This window comes from Phaeobacter sp. CC-HEC084, from assembly GCF_059429255.1.
In genome coordinates this window covers 599348-622574 of the sequence record NZ_JCAIJQ010000002.1, presented here as the reverse complement: position 1 = coordinate 622574, position 23227 = coordinate 599348, and the positions used below count along the sequence as shown (strand labels likewise).

General features: G+C 62.5%; 26 protein-coding genes. 11 read left to right on the top strand and 15 right to left on the bottom strand.

Annotated elements, in window-relative coordinates; translation table 11 throughout:
• Positions 1–72: 72 nt before the first annotated feature.
• Positions 73–1182 carry a pyridoxal phosphate-dependent aminotransferase gene (locus AC5SSZ_RS03370; RefSeq protein ID WP_495436925.1) on the top strand — a complete coding sequence of 370 codons (1110 nt, stop codon included), beginning with the start codon at positions 73–75 and terminating at the stop codon, positions 1180–1182.
• 105 nt (positions 1183–1287) lie between these two features.
• The gene (locus tag AC5SSZ_RS03365; protein WP_495436923.1) at positions 1288–1491 is read left to right on the top strand and encodes a histidinol phosphate aminotransferase; all 204 of its coding nucleotides are present in this window, start codon (positions 1288–1290) and stop codon (positions 1489–1491) included.
• 66 nt (positions 1492–1557) lie between these two features.
• Here AC5SSZ_RS03365 and AC5SSZ_RS03360 read toward each other — a convergent pair whose 3' ends face one another.
• Positions 1558–2781: a pyridoxal-phosphate-dependent aminotransferase family protein gene (locus AC5SSZ_RS03360; RefSeq protein WP_495436921.1), complete on the bottom strand. Its 1224-nt coding sequence runs from the start codon at positions 2779–2781 to the stop codon at positions 1558–1560.
• A 246-nt stretch (positions 2782–3027) separates the two neighbouring features.
• Between AC5SSZ_RS03360 and AC5SSZ_RS03355 the strand changes: the two genes are divergently transcribed.
• Positions 3028–4884, top strand: coding sequence for an ABC transporter ATP-binding protein (locus AC5SSZ_RS03355; protein WP_495436919.1), 1857 nt, complete (start codon positions 3028–3030; stop codon positions 4882–4884).
• Between the two features lie 12 nt (positions 4885–4896).
• On the opposite strand, the gene AC5SSZ_RS03350 is transcribed toward AC5SSZ_RS03355, so the two are convergent.
• Complete coding sequence (locus AC5SSZ_RS03350; RefSeq protein ID WP_495436917.1) at positions 4897–5577, bottom strand: TIGR04283 family arsenosugar biosynthesis glycosyltransferase; 681 nt, start codon at positions 5575–5577, stop codon at positions 4897–4899.
• 99 nt (positions 5578–5676) lie between these two features.
• On the opposite strand from AC5SSZ_RS03350, the gene ygfZ reads away from it, so the two are divergent.
• Both ygfZ and AC5SSZ_RS03340 read left to right on the top strand, forming a co-directional pair.
• Positions 5677–6417 carry a CAF17-like 4Fe-4S cluster assembly/insertion protein YgfZ gene (gene ygfZ / locus AC5SSZ_RS03345; protein WP_495436915.1) on the top strand — a complete coding sequence of 247 codons (741 nt, stop codon included), beginning with the start codon at positions 5677–5679 and terminating at the stop codon, positions 6415–6417.
• A gap of 100 nt (positions 6418–6517) precedes the next feature.
• A complete protein-coding gene (locus tag AC5SSZ_RS03340) occupies positions 6518–7051 on the top strand; it encodes an invasion associated locus B family protein (protein ID WP_495436913.1) in 534 nt (177 codons plus the stop codon).
• A gap of 76 nt (positions 7052–7127) precedes the next feature.
• Here the strand turns inward: AC5SSZ_RS03340 and efp are convergent, their stop codons facing one another.
• Complete coding sequence (gene efp, locus AC5SSZ_RS03335) at positions 7128–7691, bottom strand: elongation factor P (protein WP_065270890.1); 564 nt, start codon at positions 7689–7691, stop codon at positions 7128–7130.
• A 218-nt stretch (positions 7692–7909) separates the two neighbouring features.
• Between efp and AC5SSZ_RS03330 the strand changes: the two genes are divergently transcribed.
• Positions 7910–8227: a DUF6280 family protein gene (locus AC5SSZ_RS03330; protein ID WP_065270891.1), complete on the top strand. Its 318-nt coding sequence runs from the start codon at positions 7910–7912 to the stop codon at positions 8225–8227.
• 235 nt (positions 8228–8462) lie between these two features.
• Positions 8463–9926, top strand: a complete 1464-nt coding sequence (locus tag AC5SSZ_RS03325) for a cobyric acid synthase (RefSeq protein ID WP_495436910.1) — start codon at positions 8463–8465, stop codon at positions 9924–9926.
• A gap of 194 nt (positions 9927–10120) precedes the next feature.
• On the opposite strand, the gene AC5SSZ_RS03320 is transcribed toward AC5SSZ_RS03325, so the two are convergent.
• The 5 genes from AC5SSZ_RS03320 to AC5SSZ_RS03300 form a co-directional block, all read right to left on the bottom strand.
• Positions 10121–11200 (bottom strand): hypothetical protein, encoded by a 1080-nt coding sequence (locus AC5SSZ_RS03320; RefSeq protein WP_495436908.1) that lies wholly within the window; start codon positions 11198–11200, stop codon positions 10121–10123.
• A 102-nt stretch (positions 11201–11302) separates the two neighbouring features.
• Positions 11303–12721: a TolC family outer membrane protein gene (locus AC5SSZ_RS03315; protein WP_065270894.1), complete on the bottom strand. Its 1419-nt coding sequence runs from the start codon at positions 12719–12721 to the stop codon at positions 11303–11305.
• Positions 12722–12816: 95 nt separating this feature from the next.
• Positions 12817–13470: a protein-L-isoaspartate O-methyltransferase family protein gene (locus tag AC5SSZ_RS03310; protein ID WP_274832422.1), complete on the bottom strand. Its 654-nt coding sequence runs from the start codon at positions 13468–13470 to the stop codon at positions 12817–12819.
• Positions 13471–13574: 104 nt separating this feature from the next.
• The gene (locus AC5SSZ_RS03305; protein WP_495436906.1) at positions 13575–14084 is read right to left on the bottom strand and encodes a PhnA domain-containing protein; all 510 of its coding nucleotides are present in this window, start codon (positions 14082–14084) and stop codon (positions 13575–13577) included.
• 104 nt (positions 14085–14188) lie between these two features.
• On the bottom strand, positions 14189–14503 hold the full coding sequence (locus tag AC5SSZ_RS03300) for a TraR/DksA family transcriptional regulator (protein WP_065270897.1): 315 nt from the start codon (positions 14501–14503) through the stop codon (positions 14189–14191).
• Positions 14504–14694: 191 nt separating this feature from the next.
• Between AC5SSZ_RS03300 and AC5SSZ_RS03295 the strand changes: the two genes are divergently transcribed.
• Complete coding sequence (locus tag AC5SSZ_RS03295; RefSeq protein ID WP_116560370.1) at positions 14695–14832, top strand: entericidin A/B family lipoprotein; 138 nt, start codon at positions 14695–14697, stop codon at positions 14830–14832.
• A gap of 13 nt (positions 14833–14845) precedes the next feature.
• On the opposite strand, the gene AC5SSZ_RS03290 is transcribed toward AC5SSZ_RS03295, so the two are convergent.
• The 5 genes from AC5SSZ_RS03290 to ribB form a co-directional block, all read right to left on the bottom strand.
• The gene (locus AC5SSZ_RS03290) at positions 14846–15031 is read right to left on the bottom strand and encodes a CTP synthetase (protein WP_495436903.1); all 186 of its coding nucleotides are present in this window, start codon (positions 15029–15031) and stop codon (positions 14846–14848) included.
• A gap of 211 nt (positions 15032–15242) precedes the next feature.
• Positions 15243–15575 (bottom strand): hypothetical protein, encoded by a 333-nt coding sequence (locus AC5SSZ_RS03285; protein WP_274828262.1) that lies wholly within the window; start codon positions 15573–15575, stop codon positions 15243–15245.
• A gap of 200 nt (positions 15576–15775) precedes the next feature.
• On the bottom strand, positions 15776–16258 hold the full coding sequence (gene nusB, locus AC5SSZ_RS03280; protein WP_065270900.1) for a transcription antitermination factor NusB: 483 nt from the start codon (positions 16256–16258) through the stop codon (positions 15776–15778).
• Positions 16255–16806, bottom strand: a complete 552-nt coding sequence (locus AC5SSZ_RS03275) for a 6,7-dimethyl-8-ribityllumazine synthase (RefSeq protein ID WP_274832418.1) — start codon at positions 16804–16806, stop codon at positions 16255–16257. The genes nusB and AC5SSZ_RS03275 overlap by 4 nt, the downstream gene beginning before the upstream one ends.
• Before the next feature lies 1 nt (position 16807).
• Positions 16808–17935 carry a 3,4-dihydroxy-2-butanone-4-phosphate synthase gene (gene ribB, locus AC5SSZ_RS03270; RefSeq protein WP_065270902.1) on the bottom strand — a complete coding sequence of 376 codons (1128 nt, stop codon included), beginning with the start codon at positions 17933–17935 and terminating at the stop codon, positions 16808–16810.
• Positions 17936–18135: 200 nt separating this feature from the next.
• Here ribB and AC5SSZ_RS03265 point away from each other — a divergent pair, with 200 nt between their 5' ends.
• Positions 18136–19188 carry a proline racemase family protein gene (locus AC5SSZ_RS03265; RefSeq protein WP_495436900.1) on the top strand — a complete coding sequence of 351 codons (1053 nt, stop codon included), beginning with the start codon at positions 18136–18138 and terminating at the stop codon, positions 19186–19188.
• Between the two features lie 103 nt (positions 19189–19291).
• Here AC5SSZ_RS03265 and AC5SSZ_RS03260 read toward each other — a convergent pair whose 3' ends face one another.
• Both AC5SSZ_RS03260 and AC5SSZ_RS03255 read right to left on the bottom strand, forming a co-directional pair.
• Positions 19292–19891: a hypothetical protein gene (locus tag AC5SSZ_RS03260; RefSeq protein ID WP_495436898.1), complete on the bottom strand. Its 600-nt coding sequence runs from the start codon at positions 19889–19891 to the stop codon at positions 19292–19294.
• Positions 19891–20478 carry a riboflavin synthase gene (locus AC5SSZ_RS03255; protein WP_495436896.1) on the bottom strand — a complete coding sequence of 196 codons (588 nt, stop codon included), beginning with the start codon at positions 20476–20478 and terminating at the stop codon, positions 19891–19893. Before AC5SSZ_RS03255 ends, AC5SSZ_RS03260 begins: the two co-directional genes overlap by 1 nt.
• A 221-nt stretch (positions 20479–20699) precedes the next feature.
• Here AC5SSZ_RS03255 and AC5SSZ_RS03250 point away from each other — a divergent pair, with 221 nt between their 5' ends.
• Both AC5SSZ_RS03250 and AC5SSZ_RS03245 read left to right on the top strand, forming a co-directional pair.
• Positions 20700–21995: a capsule polysaccharide biogenesis protein gene (locus tag AC5SSZ_RS03250; protein WP_495436894.1), complete on the top strand. Its 1296-nt coding sequence runs from the start codon at positions 20700–20702 to the stop codon at positions 21993–21995.
• A gap of 96 nt (positions 21996–22091) precedes the next feature.
• Positions 22092–23225: a polysaccharide biosynthesis/export family protein gene (locus tag AC5SSZ_RS03245; protein ID WP_495436892.1), complete on the top strand. Its 1134-nt coding sequence runs from the start codon at positions 22092–22094 to the stop codon at positions 23223–23225.
• Positions 23226–23227: the final 2 nt, after the last annotated feature.

The following is a 23227-nucleotide window of genomic DNA, read 5'->3' as shown; positions in this document are numbered from 1 at the left end:
CCGCAGAACCTGCGACATTCGCTGCCGCCATGCCCACTTGATGCGGCGGGCCGGTTCACGTTATCTGCCCGCATGACCATACCTCGTTATACCCCGCTTACCCAGTCCCTGCCTGCAACCGTGCCCTTTGTTGGCCCCGAAACGCAGGAGCGTGAGCGCGGCGCGCCCTTTGCCGCCCGCCTTGGCGCCAATGAGAATATCTTTGGCCCCTCGCCCAAGGCGATTGCCGCAATGCAGGCCGAAGCGGGCGAGATTTGGAAATACGGCGACGCGCAAAGCTATGATCTGCGCATGGAACTCGCGAGGTTCCACGGCGTCGCACCCGAGAATATTCTGGTCGGCGAGGGCATCGACGGGCTGCTTGGCTATCTGGTACGCATGCTGGTGACCAGCGGCGATCACGTGGTGACATCGCTGGGCGCCTATCCGACATTTAATTACCACGTCGCGGGCTTTGGCGGCACACTGCACACGGTCCCCTATCGCGACGACCACGAAGATCCCGAGGCCCTGTTTGCCAAGGCGGCGGAGGTCGATGCCAAGCTGGTCTACCTTGCCAACCCCGACAACCCGATGGGCAGCTGGCACAGCGGCGCCGATATCGTTGCCGCACTGGATCACTTGCCCGATGGCTGCCTGCTGTTGCTGGACGAAGCCTATGTGGAATGCGCGCCCGAAGGCACCGCAGCGCCGATCGACATCAACGATACCCGCGTCATCCGCATGCGCACCTTTTCCAAGGCCTATGGCATGGCGGGCGCCCGCGTTGGCTATGCCATGGCGCAGGCGGATCTGATTTCGGCCTTCAACAAGGTGCGCAACCATTTCGGCATGAACCGCATGGCGCAGGCGGGCGCATTGGCGGCGCTGCTAGATCAGGACTGGCTTGCGCATGTGACGAATGAGATCGCAGTGGCCCGGACACGCATTGCAGAGATCGCCAGTGCAAACGGGCTGACTGCCCTGCCCTCGGCCACCAATTTCGTTGCTATTGATTGCGGACAGGACGGAGCCTTTGCCAAGGCGGTACTGGACGGGCTGGTGGATCAGGGCGTTTTCGTGCGCATGCCCTTCGCCGCGCCGCAAAACCGCTGCATCCGCGTAAGCTGTGGTCGGCCCCAGGATCTGGATGCCTTTGCCAAGGCGCTGCCCATCGCGCTGGAGCGCGCACGGCAGGCTTGATCGACGGGGATCAAACCCTGCGACCGACTGGCCGCAGGGCGCTTAACCCCGCATTCACTGAATTGTGCCAGTCTTCGCTCCGAACCGCGCCTAAGGAGCTGCACCATGCAACAGGACAAGACCGCACGGAAACGCCCGCATCAGGCGGCAGCGCAGGCACCGGATCTGCTGGAAAACACCCTGCGTTTTGCCGTCATCAACATGCCGTGGATCTTTTTCACCCTGTGGCTGCTCTACGGCATGGTGCCGGTATTGCTGCTGGCCGCGCTGATCAACCACATGATCACCCGCCTCGAGATGAGAACCTGAAACGCGAGCCTGACCTCAGGCAGGAACAAGGCCCTGCCTGATCATCCGTTTTCGCTCACGCCCTCCTTAGGACGCCTTTTGCCCGGCTTCGGCCAGAACCGCCGCGGCTGCATCCAGCGCCCCGGCGCCGTGAGGAATATCAAGGGCGCGCAGGCCCGCCTCGATACCGCCCAGAAGCCCCATGACCATGTGACCGTTCAGGTGCCCCATATGGCCCAGCCGGAAGAACCCGTGCCATTCCGGGCTGCGCGGCGGCGCCATGCCAAGGCCGATCCCCAATGTCAGCCCCAGGGTCTGCTCCAGCCACTCGCGCAGCTGCGTCGCGCGCGATCCGCCCAGACGCAGTGCCGTCACCGCATGGGAACGCAGCGCAGGATCGGTCACGTTCATTGCCATGGGTCCGTCTTGCCCCCAGGCCTCACACGCCGCCCAGATCGCACGGGCCAGCTGCGCATGCCGTGCCCAGACGTTTTCGATCCCTTCGGCGTGGATCATGTCGAGCGAGGCCCGCAACCCATAAAGATGATGGGTTGGCGCGGTACCGCCAAAATACTGGTAGAACTCTTCCGGGTTGGCGCGCGGGGTCCAGTCCCAGTAGCGGCTGACCCGCGGCATCGCGGCGCGCACCGTGGCGGCCTTGTCGTTGAAGAACACGAAGGCCAGCCCCGCCGGGACCATCAGTCCCTTCTGGCTGCCGGTGACCATGACATCGACGCCCCAGTCGTCCATCTCGAACCGGTCACAGCCCAGCGAGGCGATGCAATCGGCCATCAACAGCGCCGGGTGCTGCTCCGCATCCAGAACCGCGCGCAGGCCGGGTACGTCGTTACGGATCGAACTGGAGGTATCGACATGCACCCCCAGCACCGCCTTGATCTGATGGCTGGTATCCGCCTTCAGCCGCTCGGCCACACGGGCCAGATCCCAGGGCGCATGGTTGCCGAAATCGATGACCTCCACGTCAATGCCCAGCCCCTCAGCCATTTCCGACCAACCGATAGCAAACCGCCCCGAGGACGGGACCAGCACCTTGTCCCCCGGCTGCAGCACATTCGAAAGGGCAGCCTCCCAGGCGCCATGACCGTTGCAAATGTAGATCGCCGCGTGATGCTTCGTGCGCGCCACCCGGCGTAGATCCGGGATCAGTGTCGCGGTCATATCCACCAGCTCACCCGCGTAGATATTGGGTGACGGACGGTGCATCGCCTGCAGCACCTGATCCGGAATCACCGAAGGTCCCGGGATCGCCAGATAGGATCGCCCTGCCGATAGGTTTAAAGTCCCGCTCATCTTTGATCTTCCCTGCAATGGAACCCTGGGCCTGGGGCCGGTTCGCGCTCAAAGTTTCCGGTACAGTACAATGCGGCAGAGGAAGGTCAATTCCACAATGGGTGCAGTGCAACGGGACTGCCCATCAACCGGGCATGGCGCAAAGCTTGCGCCTAAAGCCTCAGCTGCTTAAATGGCCCGGGTCAAAAACAGAAAGCGCCGCATGACCCGCACATCCTGCAAATACACCAGCCGGAACCGTCCTGCATGACCCGCAAACACACCTCCTCGAAAGAGCTGATCATCTGGCTGTGGCGCGGTTATCTGCGCCATTACATGGGCCTGCTGGGCCTTGCGGTGGTCTTTATGCTGATCGAAGGCGGCACTGTTGGTGCGCTCAGCTACATGATGCAGCCGATGTTCGATCTGGTCTTTGTCGCCGGAAATTCCGACGCCCTGTTCTGGGTCAGCCTGGCCTTTCTGATCATCTTCTCGCTGCGCGGTGTCGCCAGCGTCTGCCAGAAGGTCATTTTGTCGAAGATCTCGCAGACCTCGGCTGCGCACATGCGCAAGGACATGCTGGACCGGCTGATCCGTCAGGATCCAGCCTTTCACCAGGTGCACCCGCCGGGCTTCCTGATCCAGCGCGTTCAAAGCGACGTCATGGCGATCAATCAGGTCTGGCAAGCGCTGATCACCGGTGCGGGGCGCGACATGGCACAGATGGTGGCCGTCCTTGGCGTTGCCATCAGCGTCGACTGGCGCTGGACGGCGATCATGCTGATCGGCCTGCCCCTGCTGTTGCTGCCGATCTCGGCGCTGCAACGCTATGTCCGCAAGAAAGCCGCCACCGCGCGCGATCTTGGTGCCTCGCTGGCGACGCGGCTGGACGAGATTTTCCACGGCATCGTGCCGATCAAGCTGAACAGCCTGGAACAGTATCAGGCGCGCCGGTTCAGCACCCATATGGACCAGTTCGTGCGCTCCGAAGTGCGTGCCTCTTTCGGCACTGCCTCGATCACCGGCATGATCGATATCATGGCCGGTCTCGGTGTCATGGGCGTGGTTCTTTATGGCGGCCAGGAAATCATCACCGGCGAAAAGACTGTCGGCCAGTTCATGAGCTTCTTCACCGCCATCGGCCTTGCCTTTGACCCGATGCGCCGCCTTGCCTCGATCAGCGGCACCTGGCAAAGCGCCGCAGCCGCGATGGAGCGTATCAAGGAACTTCTGGACGCGCCGATCAAGCTGCTGCCGCCGGTGAAGCCCGTGGCCGCGCCAAAGGGCCTGCCCGAGGTGCGCCTGGATCACGTCACGCTGAACTATGGTGACACCACGATCCTGAAGGATCTGTCGCTGATCGCCGAGCCGGGCAAGACCACGGCGCTTGTCGGGGCCTCGGGCGCCGGTAAATCCACCATTTTCAACCTGCTGACACGACTGGTCGATCCGCAATCCGGACTGGTCACGGTTGGCGGCACCCCGGTGGGCGATCTCGCCTTCGAGGACCTGCGCGGCCTGTTCTCGGTGGTCTCGCAAGAGGCGCTGCTGTTTGATGAAACCCTGCGGGAAAACATCCTTCTGGGACGCACGGATGTCAGCGAGGAGCGCCTGAAAGAGGTTCTGGACGCCGCCCATGTCTCTGACTTCCTGCCCAAGCTGGCCAATGGTCTTGATACCCTCGTGGGGCCGCGCGGCTCTGCCTTGTCGGGCGGGCAGCGGCAGAGGGTGGTGATCGCGCGCGCCCTGCTACGCGACACACCGGTGCTGCTGCTGGACGAGGCGACCTCGGCGCTGGACGCGCAATCGGAAAAGGTCGTGCAGCAGGCGCTGGACCGGCTGTCGGGCGGGCGCACCACGCTGGTCATCGCCCACCGCCTGTCCACCATCCGCAACGCGGACAAGATCGTGGTGATGGAGCGCGGCGAGGTGATGGATCAGGGCACCCATGCCGAGCTGCTGGAGCGCGGTGGGATCTACGCCGATCTCTATCGCCTGCAATTCCAGGACGGCAAGACGCTGGTAGAACGCGAAGACCTCAATATGGCGCAGCCTCTGGCGGCGCAGCAGTCTGCGGATCAATCCGGTCTGTTCCGGCGTGTCTGGCGCCGGGTCTTCCGGTAAAGAAGCAGAGGGTTATTTGCGATAGGCCCGCGCCAGCCGCTCTGGGCTGACGCCAAGGGCATAGCGCGTGAGCGTCCAGAGATTGCGGACGCCACGCCGCAGCCAGCCGTCGCGCTCGTATCGCGCGGCCGAGGTCTGCGCCTGAACCGGGATCTCGACAAGCCCCTTCAGACGCAGCGACAGGGCAACATCCTCCATCAATGGCTGATCGGGGTAGCCGCCCATTGCCTCATAATCGCTGCGGCGCACAAGCAAGCCCTGATCGCCGTAGGGCAGACCAAACAGGCGCGCCCGCAGGTTCGCCCAGCCCGCCACTAGCGCCGGGCGCAGCCCCCGGGCCCGGAACGCCAGGCGGAAATACCCCGGCCTGCCTTCGCCCTGCTCCAGATGGCGGGACACCGCATCGCTCCAGCCCGCGGACAGTCGGGTATCGGCGTGCAGGATCAGCAGCCAGTCGCCTTGTGCCGCTTCGCAGCCCCGGCGCAGCTGTCCGCCCCGCGACGGCGCGCCGCTCAGCAGTTCGGCACCGACCTCTTCGGCAATGGTGGCCGTGTGATCCTGCGATCCGCCATCCGAGATCACCAACTCCCGGATCAGTCCTGAGGCCAACCCCTCCATCAGCGCCTCAAGGCAGCCGGGCAGTTCCGCCTCGGAATTGAGTGTCGGGATCACGATACTGATCGGAGCGGGCATGGGCAGTTTCCTGTTCAACTCGGCTGTGATTTCTATATCACTTGCTGAAACAAGAACATGGTGATCTGCTGATCCGCCCCCATCAACTGGAGAACAGACATGAGTGCCCGCACAATTCTTCGCCTGTCCGGCCCCGACACCCGTGACTTCCTACAGGGGCTGGTCACCAACGATGTCGCAAAACTGGACCAGAACGTGCTGGTCTATGCCGCAATGCTGACGCCGCAGGGCAAATACTTGGCCGATTTCTTTCTGGCCCCTGACGGCGCGGACGTTCTGCTGGATGTCGACGCGGATCTGGCCGAAGGGCTGATGAAACGCCTGTCGATGTACCGCCTGCGTGCAGATGTTCAGATCGAGGTCACAGATCTGCAGGTGCGCCGAGGCACCGGCCCCGCCCCCAAAGGCGCCTTTGCCGATCCGCGCCACCCGGATATGGGCTGGCGCCTTTATGGCGCCGAGGGCGGCGATGACGGCAGCGACTGGGATGCGCTGCGCATCGCCCATTGCATACCCGAAAGCGGCGTCGAACTGACGCCGGACAGCTATATCCTTGAGGCCGGGTTCGAGGCGCTGAACGGGGTCGATTTCCGCAAGGGCTGCTATGTCGGCCAAGAGGTGACCGCCCGGATGAAACACAAGACCGAGCTGCGTAAGGGGCTGCAGATCGTGGAAATCGAAGGCACGGCCCCCGTGGGCACCGATATCACCGCCGGAGACAAGGCCGCAGGCACCCTGTTCACGCAAAGTGGCGGCAAGGCGATTGCCTATCTGCGCTATGACCGGGCCAGGGACAAAGACTTGCAGGCGGGCGAGGCCCGGCTCTCCTGGTCCGAATAGGCGGCCTTATAGCACGCAAGCCTCATTTAACCTGTTGGGTTTAGATACTCAGACGTCGGCATGTTATGGCGGCGACGGTATCACTGAGGGAATTTATCACATGCGCGCGATTTTTCTGCTGGCCCTGACCAGCCTGCCCTTGCAGGCAGGTGCAGCCGATTACTGGGAATACAAGGACTGGCGCGTCTGGAGCGAGCAGATCGACACTGGCGAAGACCTGCGCCGCACCTGTGAGGCCTCGACCGGCGGCGATGGCGACCCGGTGCTGCGCCTTGAGGTGTCGGACGGCGATGTCGGCCCGCCGGATTTCTACCCCTACCCGGTGATCAGCGAAACCGCGCCGCGCCATTACACCACGCAGATGCAGGACGGTCAGGTCATCCAGTTCCGCGTCGACACCGGCACCATCTTTTCCGGCGCCGCCTTCGTCACGCTCACGAATGAAGGTCTTGCGCACGCCGAGGCCGCGATCAACCTGCCCAACAACCGGCCGGTCCTGAAGGCCATGAAAAAGGGCAGCAGCATGGTGATCGAGGCGGGCGGACGCACCATCTTACGCGCCTCTCTCGCCGGGTTCACGGCGGCCTATGGCAAGATGATGGATATCTGCGGCTTCAGCCTGTCGCTCGACTGAACGCAAAGCCGTTATGCAAAAGAAAACCCCGCGCAGGACTGCGCGGGGCATTATTGCGTCGATGCAGCAGGCCGGATCAGGCGCGCTCGGAGTATTCCATGGTTTCGGTGTTCACCACGATCATCTCGTCCTGACCGACGAAGGGCGGCACCATGACTTTGACACCGTTATCAAGGATCGCGGGCTTGAAGGAATTCGCAGCCGTCTGGCCTTTTACAACCGGCTCGGTTTCGACGATCTTGCAGGTGACCTTCTGCGGCACGGTGGCGTTCAGAGCTTCGGACTCATAGAACTCGACAACGATGGTCATGCCATCCTGCAGGAACGGGCGACGATCACCCAGCAGATCGGCGGGCAGTTCGATCTGCTCATAAGTCTCGGTGTCCATGAACACGAGCATGCCGTCGTTTTCATACAGGAATTGCTGGTCTTTCTGCTCAAGGCGCACACGTTCGACCTTGTCCGCGCTGCGGAACCGCTCGTTCAGCTTGGAGCCGTTACGCAGGTTGCGCAGTTCGACCTGAGCAAAGGCGCCGCCCTTGCCGGGTTTGACGTGATCGACCTTCACAGCGGCCCACAGACCGTCGTTGTGCTCCAGAACATTGCCAGGGCGGATTTCGTTACCGTTGATCTTGGGCATCGGAAAAATCCCTCTCGGGTGGTTGATGAACTCTTAACTGCCCCTATATCTGGCGTGGACTCGGCTGGCAAGACAACGATATCTCGTGGGCACCCCCCCGCAAGCTATGCACAAATCGCATGAAAGCTATGCATCTACGGGCTATCCGAATCGTCATAGTTCCGTCATAAGGAGCGCCACGCCGAAATTGCAATAGCAAGAACAACAAAGGAAACGGGATGCGAGATTTCGTTGACGGCACCGCTTACAATAACGAGCAAGGCAACCGCGCACGCAAACTTTTTGCCGCCGTGGTGCTGGCCGCATTGGACGACGCCATCGCTGACGACAAGAAATACGGGAACGGCCCCGAGCAGATCGCGCGGTGGGCGCGCTCTCGCGATGGCCGTGAAGTCCTTTCCTGCGCCGGGATCGACCCGAACGAGCGCGTGGTCGAAGGGCTGATGGAATTCGTCGGTCGTGGCGTGCGGACTTCGGTCGCACTGTCGCGTGAAGAAAGCGAGCGCCGCAATGCTGCACAGGCCGAAGCTGCCTGATCTAAGCTGCCATTGAGACACAGAAAAGCGCGTCCTGGGGGGCGCGTTTTTCTTTTGTAGCCTCGCTTTTGTCGCCGGTGACTTCCGTGCACCTCCTGCCCCCCAATATCGCCGCACAGCTTCCGCAGGCCCCTGCCCCACCATCCGATCAGGCCATGCTTTCGATTGCCGTTGACCTGCGCCCGCCCGCATTGCAACTGTCTGCGCGAACAAGAGTGAGCAGCAAGGCAGGCGCATGACGGTACGGGCACTGATGATCCAAGGCACCGGCAGCAATGTCGGAAAATCGCTTCTGGTTGCGGGGCTGGCGCGCGCCTATACGCGGCGCGGCCTGCGGGTGGCGCCGTTCAAACCGCAGAACATGTCGAACAACGCGGCTGTCACCCCCGAAGGTGGCGAAATCGGCCGCGCGCAAGCCCTGCAGGCCCGCGCTGCCATGCGCGCGCCGCATACGGATATGAACCCGGTGCTGCTGAAGCCCGAAACCGATACCGGCGCTCAGATTATCGTTCAGGGAAAACGGCGCGGAACCCAGGGCGCCGGATCCTTCATGCGCGATAAATCGGGGCTGCTCGAGGCTGTACTCGACAGCTATTACCGCCTGGCAGCTGACGCCGATCTGGTGCTGATCGAAGGGGCCGGTTCTCCGGCGGAAACCAACCTGCGCCCGCGCGACATCGCCAACATGGGCTTTGCCTGCGCGGCAGAGGTGCCGGTGGTGCTGGTGGGTGACATTCACCGCGGCGGCGTCATCGCGCAGATCGTCGGTACCCAGGCGGTGCTGGAGCCTGCGGATCTGGAACGCATCGTCGGCTTTGCCGTGAACCGGTTCCGCGGCGATCTCAGCCTGTTTGACGGCGGGCGCGACGATATCGTGGCCCGCACCGGCTGGCCTTCGCTGGGCGTTGTCCCCTGGTTCTGGGACGCCTGGAAACTGCCAGCCGAGGATATGATGGACATCGCCTCCCGCGCGGGTGGGGCCTGCAAGGTGGTGGTGCCACAGCTGGAGCGGATGGCGAATTTCGATGATCTGGATCCGCTGGCCGCCGAACCTGATGTGACGGTAGAGATCGTGCCCCCCGGGCGTGCCCTGCCCGGCGATGCAGATCTGGTGCTGATCCCCGGCAGCAAATCCACGATTGGCGATCTCACCTTTCTGCGCGCCCAAGGCTGGGACATCGACATCCTTGCACACCACCGGCGCGGTGGTCATGTTCTGGGTCTTTGTGGCGGCTATCAGATGCTCGGCCAGACCATTGATGATCCGAAGGGGGTCGACGGCCGCCCCGGCAAGGTGGCCGGGCTTGGCCTGCTGGACGTGCATACGACCATGGTGGGCGACAAGCGCGTGACCCTGACCAAGGCCACCACGCGGGACGGTAACCTGCCGGTCTCCGGCTACGAGATCCACATGGGGCGCACCAGTGGCCCCGATACAGACCGCGCCTGGCTCAGCGTCGAAGACCGGGCCGAGGGCGCGGCGTCACCGGATGGACGCGTGCGAGGATCATACTTGCATGGGCTGTTCAGCTCCGATGCCTTCCGCGCTGCCTTTCTGGCCAATCTGGGGCATGAAAGCCGGACTTCCTACGAGGATGGTGTCGATGCGGCTCTGGATGATCTTGCAGCGCATCTGGAGCGCTACATGGACCTCAATCAACTGCTCGAGCTGTCGCAGCCCGTCAGTCGGCGCACATAGGCGCAGCGCCCCGTGCCAGAGCGCGACCGCGCCGTGCGCAGCGCGGCGCCCGGCCCAACGGGAGAGGGGAATTGAAAAATGCCCGATCCGGGCGGGAGCGCTCTGCCCTGATGTTCGGCAGGGGCGCCGCTTACACAGAACATGACCATAACTCAGGAGGCAACCAATGCCACCTAATGCCGTAGCGCAGGAGGTCAGAGCAGGTCTTGTGCTGCCAGCGCCCGGTGGATTTCCCGGCGCACCAGTTTACGGACGTTGCGGGTGATGCGCTCACCAAGCGCGCCCTGCAATTCTTCGCGAACAATCTCGGCCACCAACTCGCGCAGGCTGTCTTCGTCCAGATAGCTGTCCTCTTCGGTCAGCGCGTCCAGCGTCTCGGCTGTGATGGCCTCTTCGGCAATGCCGCGCGCTGGATCCTCAGTTTCTGCTTCCACCGCAGTCTCGGCATCGTCGCCTGCACCCGAAGAGATATCGCTGTCAGGCCAGGACACCACCTCTTCATGCGCATCAGCTGCTTCCTCAGAAGACAGATCCTCGTCGTGATGATCCTGCCACTGCAGCGTTTCGACATTGGTACCTGCATAGGGATCGCTGGACCTACCGTCTGGCTCCCATTGCTCTTCGGAGCGCGCAACCTTGGCTTCTAGCTCAGTAATTTTCTGCACAACGGCGAACACCCGGTCAGCTGGGTCAGTCTCTTCCAGCATTGCATCGGACAGGGAGGCTTCAGACTCCGCCTCTACCTCATCAGAAGCATCCTGAAAGCCTTCAACTCCGGTTACGCCCGCCGCTTGATAGAGGGTGGCCCAGGGATCTTTCCAGGGCGCATCTTCCTCCGCATCAGTGGCATCCTCATCGGAAATGCTCTGGGCTTCCTCTGCCGGTGTTTCTTCTGCCGGTTCAACGGCCTGCCCTGCCGCCCCTGCGGCTGTCTCATCAAAGACCACCGAGGCGGGGTCTGTATCGACTTCCACCGCGGGGATCGAACTGGCGCTGCTGTCGGTAACCTCAGGGGGTACCTCCCGCGCATATGCTGTATCGATAGGGTCGGCCGCCTCTGGCTTGGCCTCTGACACCCGTAGCGCAGGAGTCAGCACAAGTCGCGTCGCCGCCTTCTCGGACCGTGGTTCGGCTGGCTCCGGTGACGCAGGCTCCGCAGCCCCGGTGACCCGGGCAGCCCCTTTTCTGTCGTCTTCGCTCACGAGACGACGGATAGAGGACAGGACATCTTCGATTTCTGCCTGTGTCACAGGTTCGGACATAATAATCAGCACCACTTTAGCCAGTGACACAACTGTAGCCGCCGAACGGCGGCCACACAACAATTAGGGTAAATTTTCAGTTGTTCCCGGTGGTTTCCGGCGCCAGAACGCGCGTCAGTCGCGGCCCAGAGCCTTCAGGACCCGGTCCAGATCCTTGCTACGCTTGCTGATATGGGCCGGAGCGTCCTTGACCAGATTATAATACAGGGTCGGATCATAGATCTCGACGGCGAGCCCCAGATGCTCGGCTGTGAGCAGGCCCTGCGCTTGCAACAACTGATAGGCCGCCAGCGCCTGATTGGCCCGCGCCTGCACCCGCGCGGTCTGCGCGCCCAGAAGCTCCTGCTCGGCCTGCAGCACATCCAGTGTCGTGCGCGCGCCCAGCGTGGCCTCTTCGCGGATCCCTTCGAATGCGACCTGCGCCGCCCGCACCCGCTCGACCGAAGACACAAGGCTGGCCCGCGCTGCTTCAAGCGACACATAGGCCGCCGCCACCGATTGGGTCACGGATCTTTGGGTGGAGATCAGCGCGCCCCTTTCGGCATCCAGCCGGGCAATATCCGCCCGCCGCGCCGCGGCAAGCCCGCCGCCCGCGTAAAGCCGCTGGGACAGGGTCAGGCTGACACCTGAGGTGTCCGAATCGCCGTTGCCGTTCAGATCATAGGTATGGCCTGCATCGGCGCGCAGGCGCACGCTAGGGCCAAGGTTCTTTTCAGTGCTGGCCGCAGTATGCTGCGCTGCCTTCACCGAATGCTGACGCGCCAGAAGGCTGGGATGATTGCGCATCGCAACGCTTTCAGCGGCCTGCAAGGAGGCAACCCGCTGCGGCAGCGGCGGTTGGCCTGCAACTACGTTGATCGGGTTGCCGACCACCTCGATATAGGTCGCCTTGGCCTCCAACAGATCGCCCTGGCTTTCGGTGAGGCTGGCCTGCGCGGCTGCCACACGGCTTTCGGCGAGGGCGACATCGGTGCGGGTCACTTCGCCGACCTCGAACCGGTCCTGAGCGGCGCGCAGTTCTTCGCGCAGAAGACGCAGGTTGTTGCCCCGCAGGCGCACGGTGTCCTGCTGCAACAGCACGTTCACATAGGCCTGAACGGCGGAAAACAGAACTTGCTGCTCGATATCCAGCAGGCTTTGACGGGTGGCCAGAACCGTTTCCTGCGCCGCCAGCTGACCCAGCCGCGAGGCGCCGCCGTCATAAAGCAGCCATTCCATCGAGACACCGACATCAAGCCCATTGGTATCGTGGTCGCGAAACCCGAAGGTGGAGATGCCCCGGCTGTAGCGGTGGCTTGCGGTCATCGCAAAATCGACGATCGGGCGCAAACGCGCCACCGCAACAGCGACGCTTTCATCCGTGGCGCGCAGCAGCGCCCTGTTTTGCTCCAGCAATCCGCTGGTTTTGTAGGCGCCTATCATGGCGTCCGACAGGTTGTCCGCCACCGCGGATTTTGGCGCGGCCAGCGCCGCTGCAACTGCGCCGACATATACAAACGTTTTCAAAAAACGGACCGAGAATTTCTTTCGCATCGGTTGCCTTATCGTTTGCCGCGCCGCCAGCCGCGGTTGGTTTGCCTCACCCCGCACCCCCTGCCCGGGACGCGGGAATATTCTGCCCCGGCGGGTTATAGTGCGAATTCGCGAACCTTTTCAAAGCCCGGCAGTACCGGGGCGCCCGCGTTGAATGCAAAACGCCAGGAAACCTGGCCGCCTGTCTTATGGCCGATCTTCACCTCTCCCAGCGCGCCGGTCATGAAGACCGCAGCGATCCGGCCACCATCGCGCAGCTGTTCGAGCAGCGCCGAAGGAACATCTTCGACACCACCCTGGATCATGATCACATCATAGGGACCATGTTCCGCTGCGCCTTCGGCCAACGCACCAACGTGCACGATGGCATTGTCAGCTCCGGCCTCGGCCAGTTGATCCTGAGCGTCGCGGCCCATGTCCTCGTCCTGTTCGACGCCGATCACCATCTGGGCAACGCGGGCAGCCACAGCCGTGGAATAGCCCAGCCCGCAAGCCACATCGAGCACCAGCTCATCATTCTGGATATCCAGTGCATCCAGAATCTTGGCCAGGGTGCGCGGCTCCAGCAGGACGCGGCTGTCGCCAAGATCGATGTTCTGATCCGCATAGGCGGCTTCACGTTGTGCATCAGGCACAAAGCTTTCGCGAGGTACCGCGAGCATCGCTTCGATAATCGGGTATTTCGTCACATCCGAGGGGCGGACCTGGGTGTCGACCATCATGCGGCGACGTTCGGCGAAGTCAGTCATGTGCTAAACTCGTCTGTTCAGTCTGTTGATATTGCTTGTGCCACATCGCGGAAGGCGCGGCAACGGTGGCTTTGGGAAATTGCTGGGCTGATGCCATGCGGCATCTACTTCTTCTTCACGAATTTTGTGAGCATGACGATCCGCTGACCCTCGACCCGCCCTTCGATGTGTTCGGGGTTGTCCTGAACCAGGGAAATACCGCGCACCGCCGTACCGCGTTTGGCGGTGAACCCGCCCCCTTTGACCGGAAGGTCCTTGATCAAGACAACGTTATCACCTTGCGCCAGAGGTGCGCCGTTGCTGTCCACATGGGCGCTGGCCGCCGGAACATTGTCGGCCCAGGCGCGGGTTTCATCGTCCAGCCACAGCTGCTCGGCCAGATCGCGGGCCCAGTCCTGATCGGAAAGACGTGCCAGAAGACGCGCCGCCAGCACCTGCACGGCAGGCTCTTCCGACCACATCGATGATGACAGGCAGCGCCAGTGGTTGGGATCAAGATCTCCGGCGATCTGCTCTGCACAGGTGGCACAGATCTCAACCCCGGCGCCGTCCGGCCCTCCCGGAACCTCAACAAAGGACAGGGGCGCGTCGGCGGAACAGAGGGCGCAGGGCATAAGGGTATCTCCGTGTCAGAAAAGCTATGATCGCTTTAGACCCGGCGCGCGCCAAAGGAAAGCGCCGCCCGACGCCCCGCGCGCCTATGCCCCGGTCACCAGTCCTATTTAGCGCATTTCTTGCAAAACGGTGTCGCAGGAAGCAGGTCCAGCCGTTCAGCCGAAATGGCATCACCGCAGATCTGGCAGAAACCATAGTCACCGCTTTCGATACGCGCCAGTGCCGCATCGATCTGGCGCAGCTCATCCAGTTCAGCCTTGCCAAGGCTTTCCAGCACCTCGTCGCCCTGCCGCTCGGACGATCGGTCCTCCCAATCCTTGGGCATGGGCGCGTCCAGCGTGTGCTCCACCTCGACCAGATGCCCTGTCAGGGCCTTGCGCCGCGCCTCAAGCGCCTCTTTACGGATCTCAAATGCCATTCGTCTAATCCTCCCGATAGGTCGTGTTCGGTACATGTTGCCACGCGCTTATCCCCGAACACCTATTAGAGAACATTGACCTCCATCAACAAAGCTGTCGAACCGCGCAGCTCAATGAGCAGCGACTTTCCGCCTCTGGCTGCTCTCCTCAGGCGATGCTAGACAACACGCAAAGAACGATGGAGTACACCATGATCAAACATGTCCTGATTGCCCTGAGCCTGCTGAGCCTTGCTGCCTGCGAAACCGCAAAAGGTGCGGGCCGCGACATTAACAAAGCCGGAACCGCCCTTGAGCAGGCGGCCGACGACATTCAGAAGAAACTGTAAGGCTGGGCGCAGGTCAGCGCAGGTTGTAAAGCTTGCGCGCGACCAGCCACGTCACCGGAAAGGCCGCGATAAAGCCAAGCGCTGCCGCGACCAGGATGGGCTGAAGGCTGTCCTGCCCCGTGGCCAAGGCCGCTACCACGGCGCTGCCTGCAAGGGTGGAGCCGATAAATAGATGCAGGATGAAAGCAAGACGATACATGTGATGGCCTTTCCGAATAGATGAATCGGGGTCCTGTCGGTGAACCGGACCCATGCCATCATGTTTCAGAATTTGCTGGTAATCGCCTTGATCTGGGTCAGCTTCGGCGCTGCGCGCACCTGAATGGCAGGCCCCTCACAACTTCAAGGCGGACAACCTCACGATTGCCCACCTCAGTCTATATTCAAAATGGTGTGAATTGGGCCAGAGGTCAGTCGCGCGGCTGTTTCCGGCGATCCTGCGGGCGCGGCGCCACGGCTTTTACCCGGATCGGTTCAAAATGGTTCACCACCGGAGTTCCCCGGCGCGGCCCTGCGTCATCATCGCGGGCCAGTGACATCACCGCCCAGGCGAATTGCACCCCGGCAAAGACAATCCCGTTCATGAACCAAAGAATGCCGATCGCCAGAAGCCCGACATCAGACGTGCTGACCAGCCCCCAAAGGTTCATTACGTTGAACCAGAGCAGCAGCCCGACGAAGACCGCAGCGATTCCGAACCCCAGCGCAACGTTGCGGATATAGAGTTGAATGAGCTTTGGCATGAGATTCCCTCCATAGGCTGCTTCTTGATGTTAGCACCCGGCGGCAGGCGGTCCAGAGAATAAAGCGGAAAATACATGCGATCGGCGGAATTTGTCCTGCATCTCCTCCGCGATCGGAACGAATATCGATCCCCCCCTGTAAAAACAAAAACAGGCGCACCGGGGTGCGCCTGATTGCAAAGGTCACCTGAAAAGAAGGTTCAGAACGCTTCGGGGCGCGCTTCGCGGGCCATGTGATCCAGAACCGCGTTAACGAATTTCGGCTCTTTGCCTTCGGGGAAAAACGCGCGCGCCACATCGACGAATTCGTTGATCACCACCTTGGGCGGGGTCTTCGTCTCAACTAGTTCGGAGCCTGCAGCGCGGAACAGCGCCCGCAGGGTCGGGTCGATCCGGGCAATCGGCCATTTCGCAACCAGCGCGCGGTCGGTCATCTGGTCGATCTTGGCCTGATGATTGACGGCGCCTTCGACCAGCTGGCGAAACAACTTGGGGTCACCCTCGGCATATTCATCACCTTCATAGACAGCGCCGAAACGGTGATCCTCGAATTCGACGATCACCTTGTCGTAGGTCTGGCTGCTGTGCTCCATCTGGAACAGCGCCTGCACGGCAAAAAGCCGGGCCGCCGATTTCATCTGAGTCTTGCCGTTGCCCTTCGGGGCGCTGTCTGGGTTGGTCATGCCGTGGTGGGTCCGTTGTCTGTGCCAGCCAGCTGGATGGCCTCGGAAGGGGCCTTAAAGCCGACTCCCTTGCTCTGGGCGCTCCACTTACGCGTCAGTGCGATCAGATGCAAGGCCGCAGCCGCAGCGCCGCCGCCCTTATTCTGATCGGCGGGATCGGCGCGCACCTCGGCCTGGGCGCGGTTCTCTACGGTCAGGATGCCGTTGCCGATGCACAGGCCCTGCAGGCCCATCAGCTGGATCGCGCGGCTGCTGTCGTTGCAGACCGTATCATAGTGGGTGGTCTCGCCGCGGATCACGCAGCCCAGTGCCACGTAGCCGTCAAAGTTCGAGGTGCGATCGGCAATAGAGATCGCCGTAGGAACCTCCAGCGCGCCGGGCACTTCGACCAGATCCCAGGTGCCGCCAGCGGCCTCGATCTCGGCCTTGGCGCCTGCGACCATATTGTCGGCGATGTCCTTGTAGTAAGGCGCAACCACGATCAGCAGCTTGACCGGTTTGTCAAAGCTGGGGCGCGGCAGGATGTAGTGGCTTTCGTGTCCGGCCATATCAGTCTTCCTTCAGGATGGGGCGGCTGCCGACGATGGACAGCCCATAGGCATCAAGGCCCACATATTTGGTCGAGGGGGAATCGGTCAGCAGGATCAGGTCCTTCAGGCCGAGGTTCGACAGGATCTGCGCGCCGATCCCGGTCTGTTTGATGGTCACAGTGCGCGACCCGTCATCCTCATAGGCATAAAGCGCGTTGCGCGGCTGACGGAACAGGGTCACCACCCCGCGCCCCTCGGCAGCGATGATCTCCATCGCGCGGGGCAGCTGGCGGGCGGATTTGGGGCCGAGGCCCAGAATGTCGGTCGCCTCGTGCAGGGCGTGGGTGCGGGCCAGAACAGGCTCGGGCGTGGTGATGTCACCCTTGATCATCACCACGTGTTCAACGCCGTGGGTCTGATCGGTGAACAGGCGCATGTCCCATTCGCCGCCGAATTCCGAATTCACGATCTCCCGTGAGGTTTCCGTGACCAGATTGTCGTTGCGGGCGCGATAGGCGATCAGATCGCTGATGGTGCCGATCTTCTGGCCATGCTCAGCCGCGAAATCCACCAGATCCGGCAACCGCGCCATGGTGCCGTCTTCCTTCATGATCTCACAGATCACGCCCGAAGGATGCAGCCCGGCAAGGCGGGAAATATCCACGGCCGCCTCGGTATGGCCCGCACGGACCAGAACGCCGCCGCGTTTGGCGCGCAGCGGGAAGACATGGCCCGGCGTTGCGATTTCCGCCATCGAATTCTGCTCGTTGATCGCAGTCGCCACGGTCAGTGCCCGGTCGGCAGCGGAAATGCCGGTCGATACACCTTCGCGCGCCTCGATGGAGACGGTAAAGGCGGTCTCGTGGCGCGAGGAGTTGTTGACCGCCATCATCGGCAGCCCGAGGCTGTCGATCCGGTCCGCCGTCATCGGCAGGCAGATCAGCCCGCGCCCGTGTGTCGCCATGAAGTTGATGGCATCGGCATCCGCGAATTGCGCCGGGATCACCAGATCGCCTTCGTTTTCGCGGTCCTCGTGATCCACAAGGATGAACATGCGGCCCTGTCGGGCTTCTTCGATGATCTCTTCAATCGGGCTGATTGCGTCGCGCAGGCGGGCCTCGACCGGCCCCGGTGTTTCAAAGCTCATGTCATGGCCTTTCATGATCCGTGTCGCAGGCCCTCGAATGGCGCTGCCGCGTTGCCAGCGAAATAGCGCAGCCGCGCCGCAAAGGCCAGCCCACATGGCTCTCTTGAAATTTGGGACGCCACGTTTGCAGATGCGCAGAAGGCTGCTAGCTTCATCGTATCAGACATCTGCGAAATCAGACATCAGCGAAAGCCAAGCCCATGCGCACCTCTCGTATCCTGCAAACCTATGAGGCCCACGCCGAAGGAGAGCCGGGTCGCGTCATCACCGGTGGCATGCCCCTGCTGAAAGGCGGCAGCGTGTTCGAGAAAATGCAGGACATGGAAGCAAACCACGACGAGATCCGCCTTATGATGCTGCGCGAGCCGCGCGGCAATCCGGGGCTATGCGGCAATGTCCTCGTACCGCCCGGCCACCCAGAGGCCGATGCGGGGTTTATCATATTCGAGCAGACCGAATATCCGCCCATGTCCGGGTCCAACACCATCTGCGTGGTGACGGTACTGTTGGAGGCCGGGATCCTGCCCATGGTCGAACCCGTAACCGAGCTGGTGCTGGAAGCACCCGCCGGGCTGATCCGGGTGCGGGCCGACTGCAAGAACGGCAAGGTCACGCGCGTCAGTTTTCGAAACGTGCCCGCCTTTGCCATGCATCTGGATGCCGAGGTCGAGGTCACAGGCCTGGGCACCGTCAGCGTCGATGTGGCCTGGGGCGGCATGTTCTTCGTGCTGGCCAATGCGGACCGGCTGGGCGTCGATCTTTCAGCAGACAACGGCAAGGACATCACCCGGGTGAGCGAGGCCATCCGCCACGCCACGGCCGAGCAGCTGCCCGTCATCCACCCGGAGAACCCCGCAATCACCGGCCCAACAATCACCAACCTCTGGGGGGCGCCCATTGCCAAAGACACCCATGGGCGTGGCGCCATCACGCTGTCGACCGGTGCCTTTGACCCGGCGCGCCCGCAGGATGCCAGCGGCATTCTGGACCGCTCCCCCTGCGGCACTGGCACCTGTGCCAAGATGGCGGTTCTACATGCACGGGGCCTGCTTGCGCCGGGACAGGACTACGTCAACGCCGGGCCGCTTGGCACCACCTTCACCGGACGTATTGTCGAAGAAACCAAAGTCGGCCCCTACCCCGCCATCGTACCAACCCTGTCCGGGCAAGGCTGGATCTATGGATTGTCCAGCTACACGCTGGATCCCAGCGATCCTTTTCCTGCGGGCTATACCGTCGGCGATATGTGGTGATGCGCGCCGCGGCAGCGGCGCGCCTGGCCCAACGCCTCGGGCTTGCATCTTCGATGCTGGCTCAGGGGGCGGGAGCCTCTCTGCGGTTCGCAGGATGGGCGGCTCAGGCGGACTGATGCGCGAAATACTCGCTGGCAGAGAGATAGGCAGCTGCGCGCGCGGCGGTGCTCCATTCGCTTTCCAGCGGCGCATCCCCGATCACCACCACCGAGGCGCCGGGCAATCCCTGGCGACGCATCAGGTCCTGGACCCGCACGCGCATCTCGGACCAGCTTTCACTGAACCGCGGCGCCGCACCCGCATCTTTCAGAACCGGGTGCGCGGCGAGCACCGCCTCGGGCGTATTGGGCCGGTGCACTAGCGCCAGTTTGCTGGCGTTCTGCACCGCCTCCAGCGCATGCCGCTCACGCTCAGGCATATGAGCGCCATAGGCAATGATGCGCAGCGCGTTGGAGGAGAACAGCAGCCCCGTGATGTCCTGCCCCGAGGTCTGCCGCACGCGGGCGTAGGTCGTGTAATCCATACCCAGTTCTGCGGCGCGTTTGATGCGCATCTGCAGAACCAGTTTCGGGATCGTGTTCGGCATCAGCTTTTTCTGAGCGCTGCGCCAGGCATGCACACGCCAGGCCCGGCCCTGCTCCATGCTGGGGCCGTTGTTGTGGCCGATCCCGGCGGGTGCCGCGCCGGATGCCAGCCCGGCCATCACCCAGCCTCCGCCAGCCGCGCCACGTAACGCGCCAGCGTGTCGATTTCCAGATTGACCTTGTCGCCCAGCTTCACATCCCCCCAGGTGGTCACCTCTTTGGTATGGGGGATGAAGTTGATGCCGAAATCGCAATCCGAAACATCGTTGACCGTCAGCGACGTCCCGTTGAGCGCCACCGAGCCCTTGGGGGCGATGAAACGCGCCAGATCCTTGGGCGCACGTAGGGTCACCCGGGTGCTGTCGCCCTCATCCGTGATATCGACCACCTCGGCCACGCCATCGACATGGCCCGATACGATATGGCCGCCGAGTTCATCCCCGACCTTCAGGGCGCGCTCAAGGTTGACGCGTTTACCCACGGCCCAGGCGCCGATGTTGGTCTTGGACACCGTTTCTGCAGAGATCTGGACATCGTACCAATCCGGTCCCAGCTCGATTACCGTCAGGCATACCCCATCCGAGGCGATGGAGGCGCCAAGGTCGATCCCTGCCGTGTCATAGCCGGTGCTGATGCGCGCGCGAAGATCGCCCTCTTGTTCCAGCGCCTTGATGGTGCCGACGTCGGTGATGATACCTGTGAACATGGGGCTGCTCCTTGCCAGTCGCCTGAACGGGTCAGGGCCCGTCCTCCATTCCGTGTTGGCCAAGAGGTAGCGCCTGCACCCTGGCTTCACAAGTCCCCGCAGGCCTTACACGCAGTGACTTGACACCGAACCCGTTTGCACGCCCGCCGCCTCAGCCTTAGTTTCGCCCCAGTCATTCGTTAACCGGGAGATGGTACATTCCCGGAAACCCGAGAAATCGCATGTCCGAGCCTGACACAGATCCGCATCGTCGCTTCCTGTTTCTGCAGGGGCCGCATGGGCCGTTCTTCAACCGCCTTGGCGCGATGCTGCGCGCGGCAGGTTGTTCGGTATGGCGGGTCGGCTTCAACGCCGGGGACAGCGCCTTCTGGCGCCACAGGGCCAGCTACATTCCCTATCAGGGCACGCCGCAGGACTGGCCCGCGACCTTTGCGGGGATCTGCGACCAGCATCAGATCACCGATATCGTGCTGTACGGTGACACTCGCCCGATCCACGCCGAGGCGATCAAGGCCGCAAAACAGCGGGGCCTCTGCGTGCATGTCTTTGAAGAAGGTTACATGCGCCCCTATTGGGTAACCTATGAACGGGGTGGCTCCAACGGCAATTCGCGCCTGATGGAGATGTCAGTTCCGGATATGCAGCAGGCGCTGGCCCTGTCGGATATGGAGGCGCCACTGCCCCCATCCCACTGGGGGGATATGCGGCAGCATATCTTTTACGGGGCGCTCTATCACTGGTTCGTCATGTTTCGGAACCGGCGTTACCGGAACTTCCGCCCACACCGATCACTACCGGTGGCGCGTGAATTCCAGCTTTACCTGCAACGGCTCTTGCTAATGCCTGCGCAGGCGCTGGACCGGCGGCTGGCCACGTGGCGCATCCGCAGCGGTGGTTTCCCCTATCATCTGGCGCTCTTGCAGCTGGAGCATGATAGCTCGTTCCAAATGCATTCCCCGTTTGAAAGCATGGCCGATTTCCTGGCCGAGGTGATCACCGGTTTCGCCGAAAGCGCGCCGCGCCACCACCACCTGGTGATCAAGGCGCACCCGCTGGAGGATGGCCGTGTGCCGCTGCGCAGCGTGGTGCGCAGGCTGGCGCGGGAGCACGGCATCAAGGACCGCATTCACTACGTTCGCGGTGGCAAGCTGGCGCAGCTGCTGAACGAGGCGCGCACTGCCATTACCGTCAATTCGACCGCCGGACAGCAGGTCCTGTGGCGTGGCATACCGCTCAAGGTCTTTGGCCGCGCGGTCTATGACAAGGCCGAGTTCGTCTCGACCCAGAGCCTGGGGGAGTTCTTTGCCATCCCGGCCCGCCCCGACAACCGCGCCTATAAGGATTACCGTCGCTTCCTCCTCGAAACATCGCAATTGCCGGGGGGCTACTACTCTCGCAAAGGACGGCGGCAATTGCTGCGTCAGGTGGTGGACATGATGCTGGCGCCGGACGATCCCTATGATGCGCTGAGGCGTGGCACAGCGGCTCCTCGGCAACAGTTGCGTATCGTGAACTGAGCCGCACAGACCGCAAGACTGGATTTCCGTTCCCTGCTCCGCTATCCTGTCTGAAAAAATTGAGGCAAAACAATAACAGGTCGAGGAGACCGAGCAGTGACAAACGTCCCATTTCGCTGGGCGCGCCCTATCGCGATTCTCGCCGCAGTATCGCTTGCGGCGTCCTGTGGCTTGCCCAAGGTTGGCCCGAACAAACGCCAGATCTTTGCCGGTTCGGTGCAGAAAGAGGGCGATGCCTTTATCGTTTCCGTGAATGACCGGGTGGCGCGGGCAACCGCTGTGGTGCCCGCGCTTGGCTTTTCATCCGATTTTACCTCGGCCGGCCGACTGACCTCTGACATCATCCGGCCCGGCGACGTCCTGGGACTGACCATCTGGGAAAACGTCGATGATGGCCTTCTGGCCGCCGAAACCTCGAACGCGACCGCGCTTGAAGAAGTGCAGGTCGATGGCGCCGGGTATATCTTCGTGCCCTATGCCGGTCGCCTCAGGGCGTCGGGCAACACCCCGGAGCAACTGCGGGAAGAGATCACCAAGAAGCTTGAAGACCAGACCCCGGATCCGCAGGTGCAGGTCCGCCGTCTGGCCGGCGATGGCGCCACGGTCAGCCTGACCGGCGCCGTGGGCGGACAGGGGATTTATCCCATCGAGCGTCCCACCCGCACATTGGCCACCATGCTGGCCCAGGCCGGCGGTGTGACGATCCAGCCCGAAATCGCCCAGGTCACCGTGATCCGCGGGAAGCAGCAAGGCAAGATCTGGTTCCAGGACCTCTATGATCATCCCGAACTCGACATCGCCCTTCGCGGCGGTGACAAGATCCTTGTCGAAGAGGACACCCGTTCTTTTACCGCGCTTGGCGCCACCAGCGCCCAGGCCCGCGTTCCCTTTGAAAGCCAGGACCTGTCGGGGCTTGAAGCCATCGCCCAGGTTGGCGGTCTGATTTCCACCGCCTCGGACCCGACCGGGGTGTTCATCCTGCGCAACGAACCGGCCGAGATCGCCAATCAGGTACTAGGCCGCGACGACCTAATCGGTGCCCAGCGGATGGTCTATGTGCTGAATCTAACGCAGCCGAACGGGCTGTTCATTGCCCGCGATTTCGTGATCCGCGATGATGACACGCTCTATGTCACCGAGGCGCCCTATACCCAGTGGACCAAGACGATTTCGCTGCTGGTCTCGCCGCTTGGATCGCTGTCGAGCGCCGCCTCCATCGCTGACGGGTAACA

Bases quoted from the DNA above. Each gene is read 5' to 3' on its own strand.
- efp (WP_065270890.1), bottom strand. From the start codon at position 7,691: ATGCCCAAGATCAACGGTAACGAAATCCGCCCTGGCAATGTTCTGGAG.
- AC5SSZ_RS03305 (WP_495436906.1), bottom strand. From the start codon at position 14,084: ATGCCCTGCGCCCTCTGTTCCGCCGACGCGCCCCTGTCCTTTGTTGAG.
- AC5SSZ_RS03285 (WP_274828262.1), bottom strand. From the start codon at position 15,575: ATGCCAAAGCTCATTCAACTCTATATCCGCAACGTTGCGCTGGGGTTC.
- AC5SSZ_RS03315 (WP_065270894.1), bottom strand. From the start codon at position 12,721: ATGCGAAAGAAATTCTCGGTCCGTTTTTTGAAAACGTTTGTATATGTC.
- AC5SSZ_RS03370 (WP_495436925.1), top strand. From the start codon at position 73: ATGACCATACCTCGTTATACCCCGCTTACCCAGTCCCTGCCTGCAACC.
- AC5SSZ_RS03350 (WP_495436917.1), bottom strand. From the start codon at position 5,577: ATGCCCGCTCCGATCAGTATCGTGATCCCGACACTCAATTCCGAGGCG.
- AC5SSZ_RS03265 (WP_495436900.1), top strand. From the start codon at position 18,136: ATGCGCACCTCTCGTATCCTGCAAACCTATGAGGCCCACGCCGAAGGA.
- AC5SSZ_RS03255 (WP_495436896.1), bottom strand. From the start codon at position 20,478: ATGTTCACAGGTATCATCACCGACGTCGGCACCATCAAGGCGCTGGAA.
- AC5SSZ_RS03340 (WP_495436913.1), top strand. From the start codon at position 6,518: ATGCGCGCGATTTTTCTGCTGGCCCTGACCAGCCTGCCCTTGCAGGCA.
- ribB (WP_065270902.1), bottom strand. From the start codon at position 17,935: ATGAGCTTTGAAACACCGGGGCCGGTCGAGGCCCGCCTGCGCGACGCA.
- ygfZ (WP_495436915.1), top strand. From the start codon at position 5,677: ATGAGTGCCCGCACAATTCTTCGCCTGTCCGGCCCCGACACCCGTGAC.
- nusB (WP_065270900.1), bottom strand. From the start codon at position 16,258: ATGACCAACCCAGACAGCGCCCCGAAGGGCAACGGCAAGACTCAGATG.
- AC5SSZ_RS03330 (WP_065270891.1), top strand. From the start codon at position 7,910: ATGCGAGATTTCGTTGACGGCACCGCTTACAATAACGAGCAAGGCAAC.
- AC5SSZ_RS03260 (WP_495436898.1), bottom strand. From the start codon at position 19,891: ATGGCCGGGCTGGCATCCGGCGCGGCACCCGCCGGGATCGGCCACAAC.
- AC5SSZ_RS03310 (WP_274832422.1), bottom strand. From the start codon at position 13,470: ATGACTGACTTCGCCGAACGTCGCCGCATGATGGTCGACACCCAGGTC.
- AC5SSZ_RS03250 (WP_495436894.1), top strand. From the start codon at position 20,700: ATGTCCGAGCCTGACACAGATCCGCATCGTCGCTTCCTGTTTCTGCAG.
- AC5SSZ_RS03365 (WP_495436923.1), top strand. From the start codon at position 1,288: ATGCAACAGGACAAGACCGCACGGAAACGCCCGCATCAGGCGGCAGCG.
- AC5SSZ_RS03290 (WP_495436903.1), bottom strand. From the start codon at position 15,031: ATGTATCGTCTTGCTTTCATCCTGCATCTATTTATCGGCTCCACCCTT.
- AC5SSZ_RS03360 (WP_495436921.1), bottom strand. From the start codon at position 2,781: ATGAGCGGGACTTTAAACCTATCGGCAGGGCGATCCTATCTGGCGATC.
- AC5SSZ_RS03355 (WP_495436919.1), top strand. From the start codon at position 3,028: ATGACCCGCAAACACACCTCCTCGAAAGAGCTGATCATCTGGCTGTGG.
- AC5SSZ_RS03325 (WP_495436910.1), top strand. From the start codon at position 8,463: ATGACGGTACGGGCACTGATGATCCAAGGCACCGGCAGCAATGTCGGA.
- AC5SSZ_RS03275 (WP_274832418.1), bottom strand. From the start codon at position 16,806: ATGGCCGGACACGAAAGCCACTACATCCTGCCGCGCCCCAGCTTTGAC.
- AC5SSZ_RS03300 (WP_065270897.1), bottom strand. From the start codon at position 14,503: ATGGCATTTGAGATCCGTAAAGAGGCGCTTGAGGCGCGGCGCAAGGCC.
- AC5SSZ_RS03295 (WP_116560370.1), top strand. From the start codon at position 14,695: ATGATCAAACATGTCCTGATTGCCCTGAGCCTGCTGAGCCTTGCTGCC.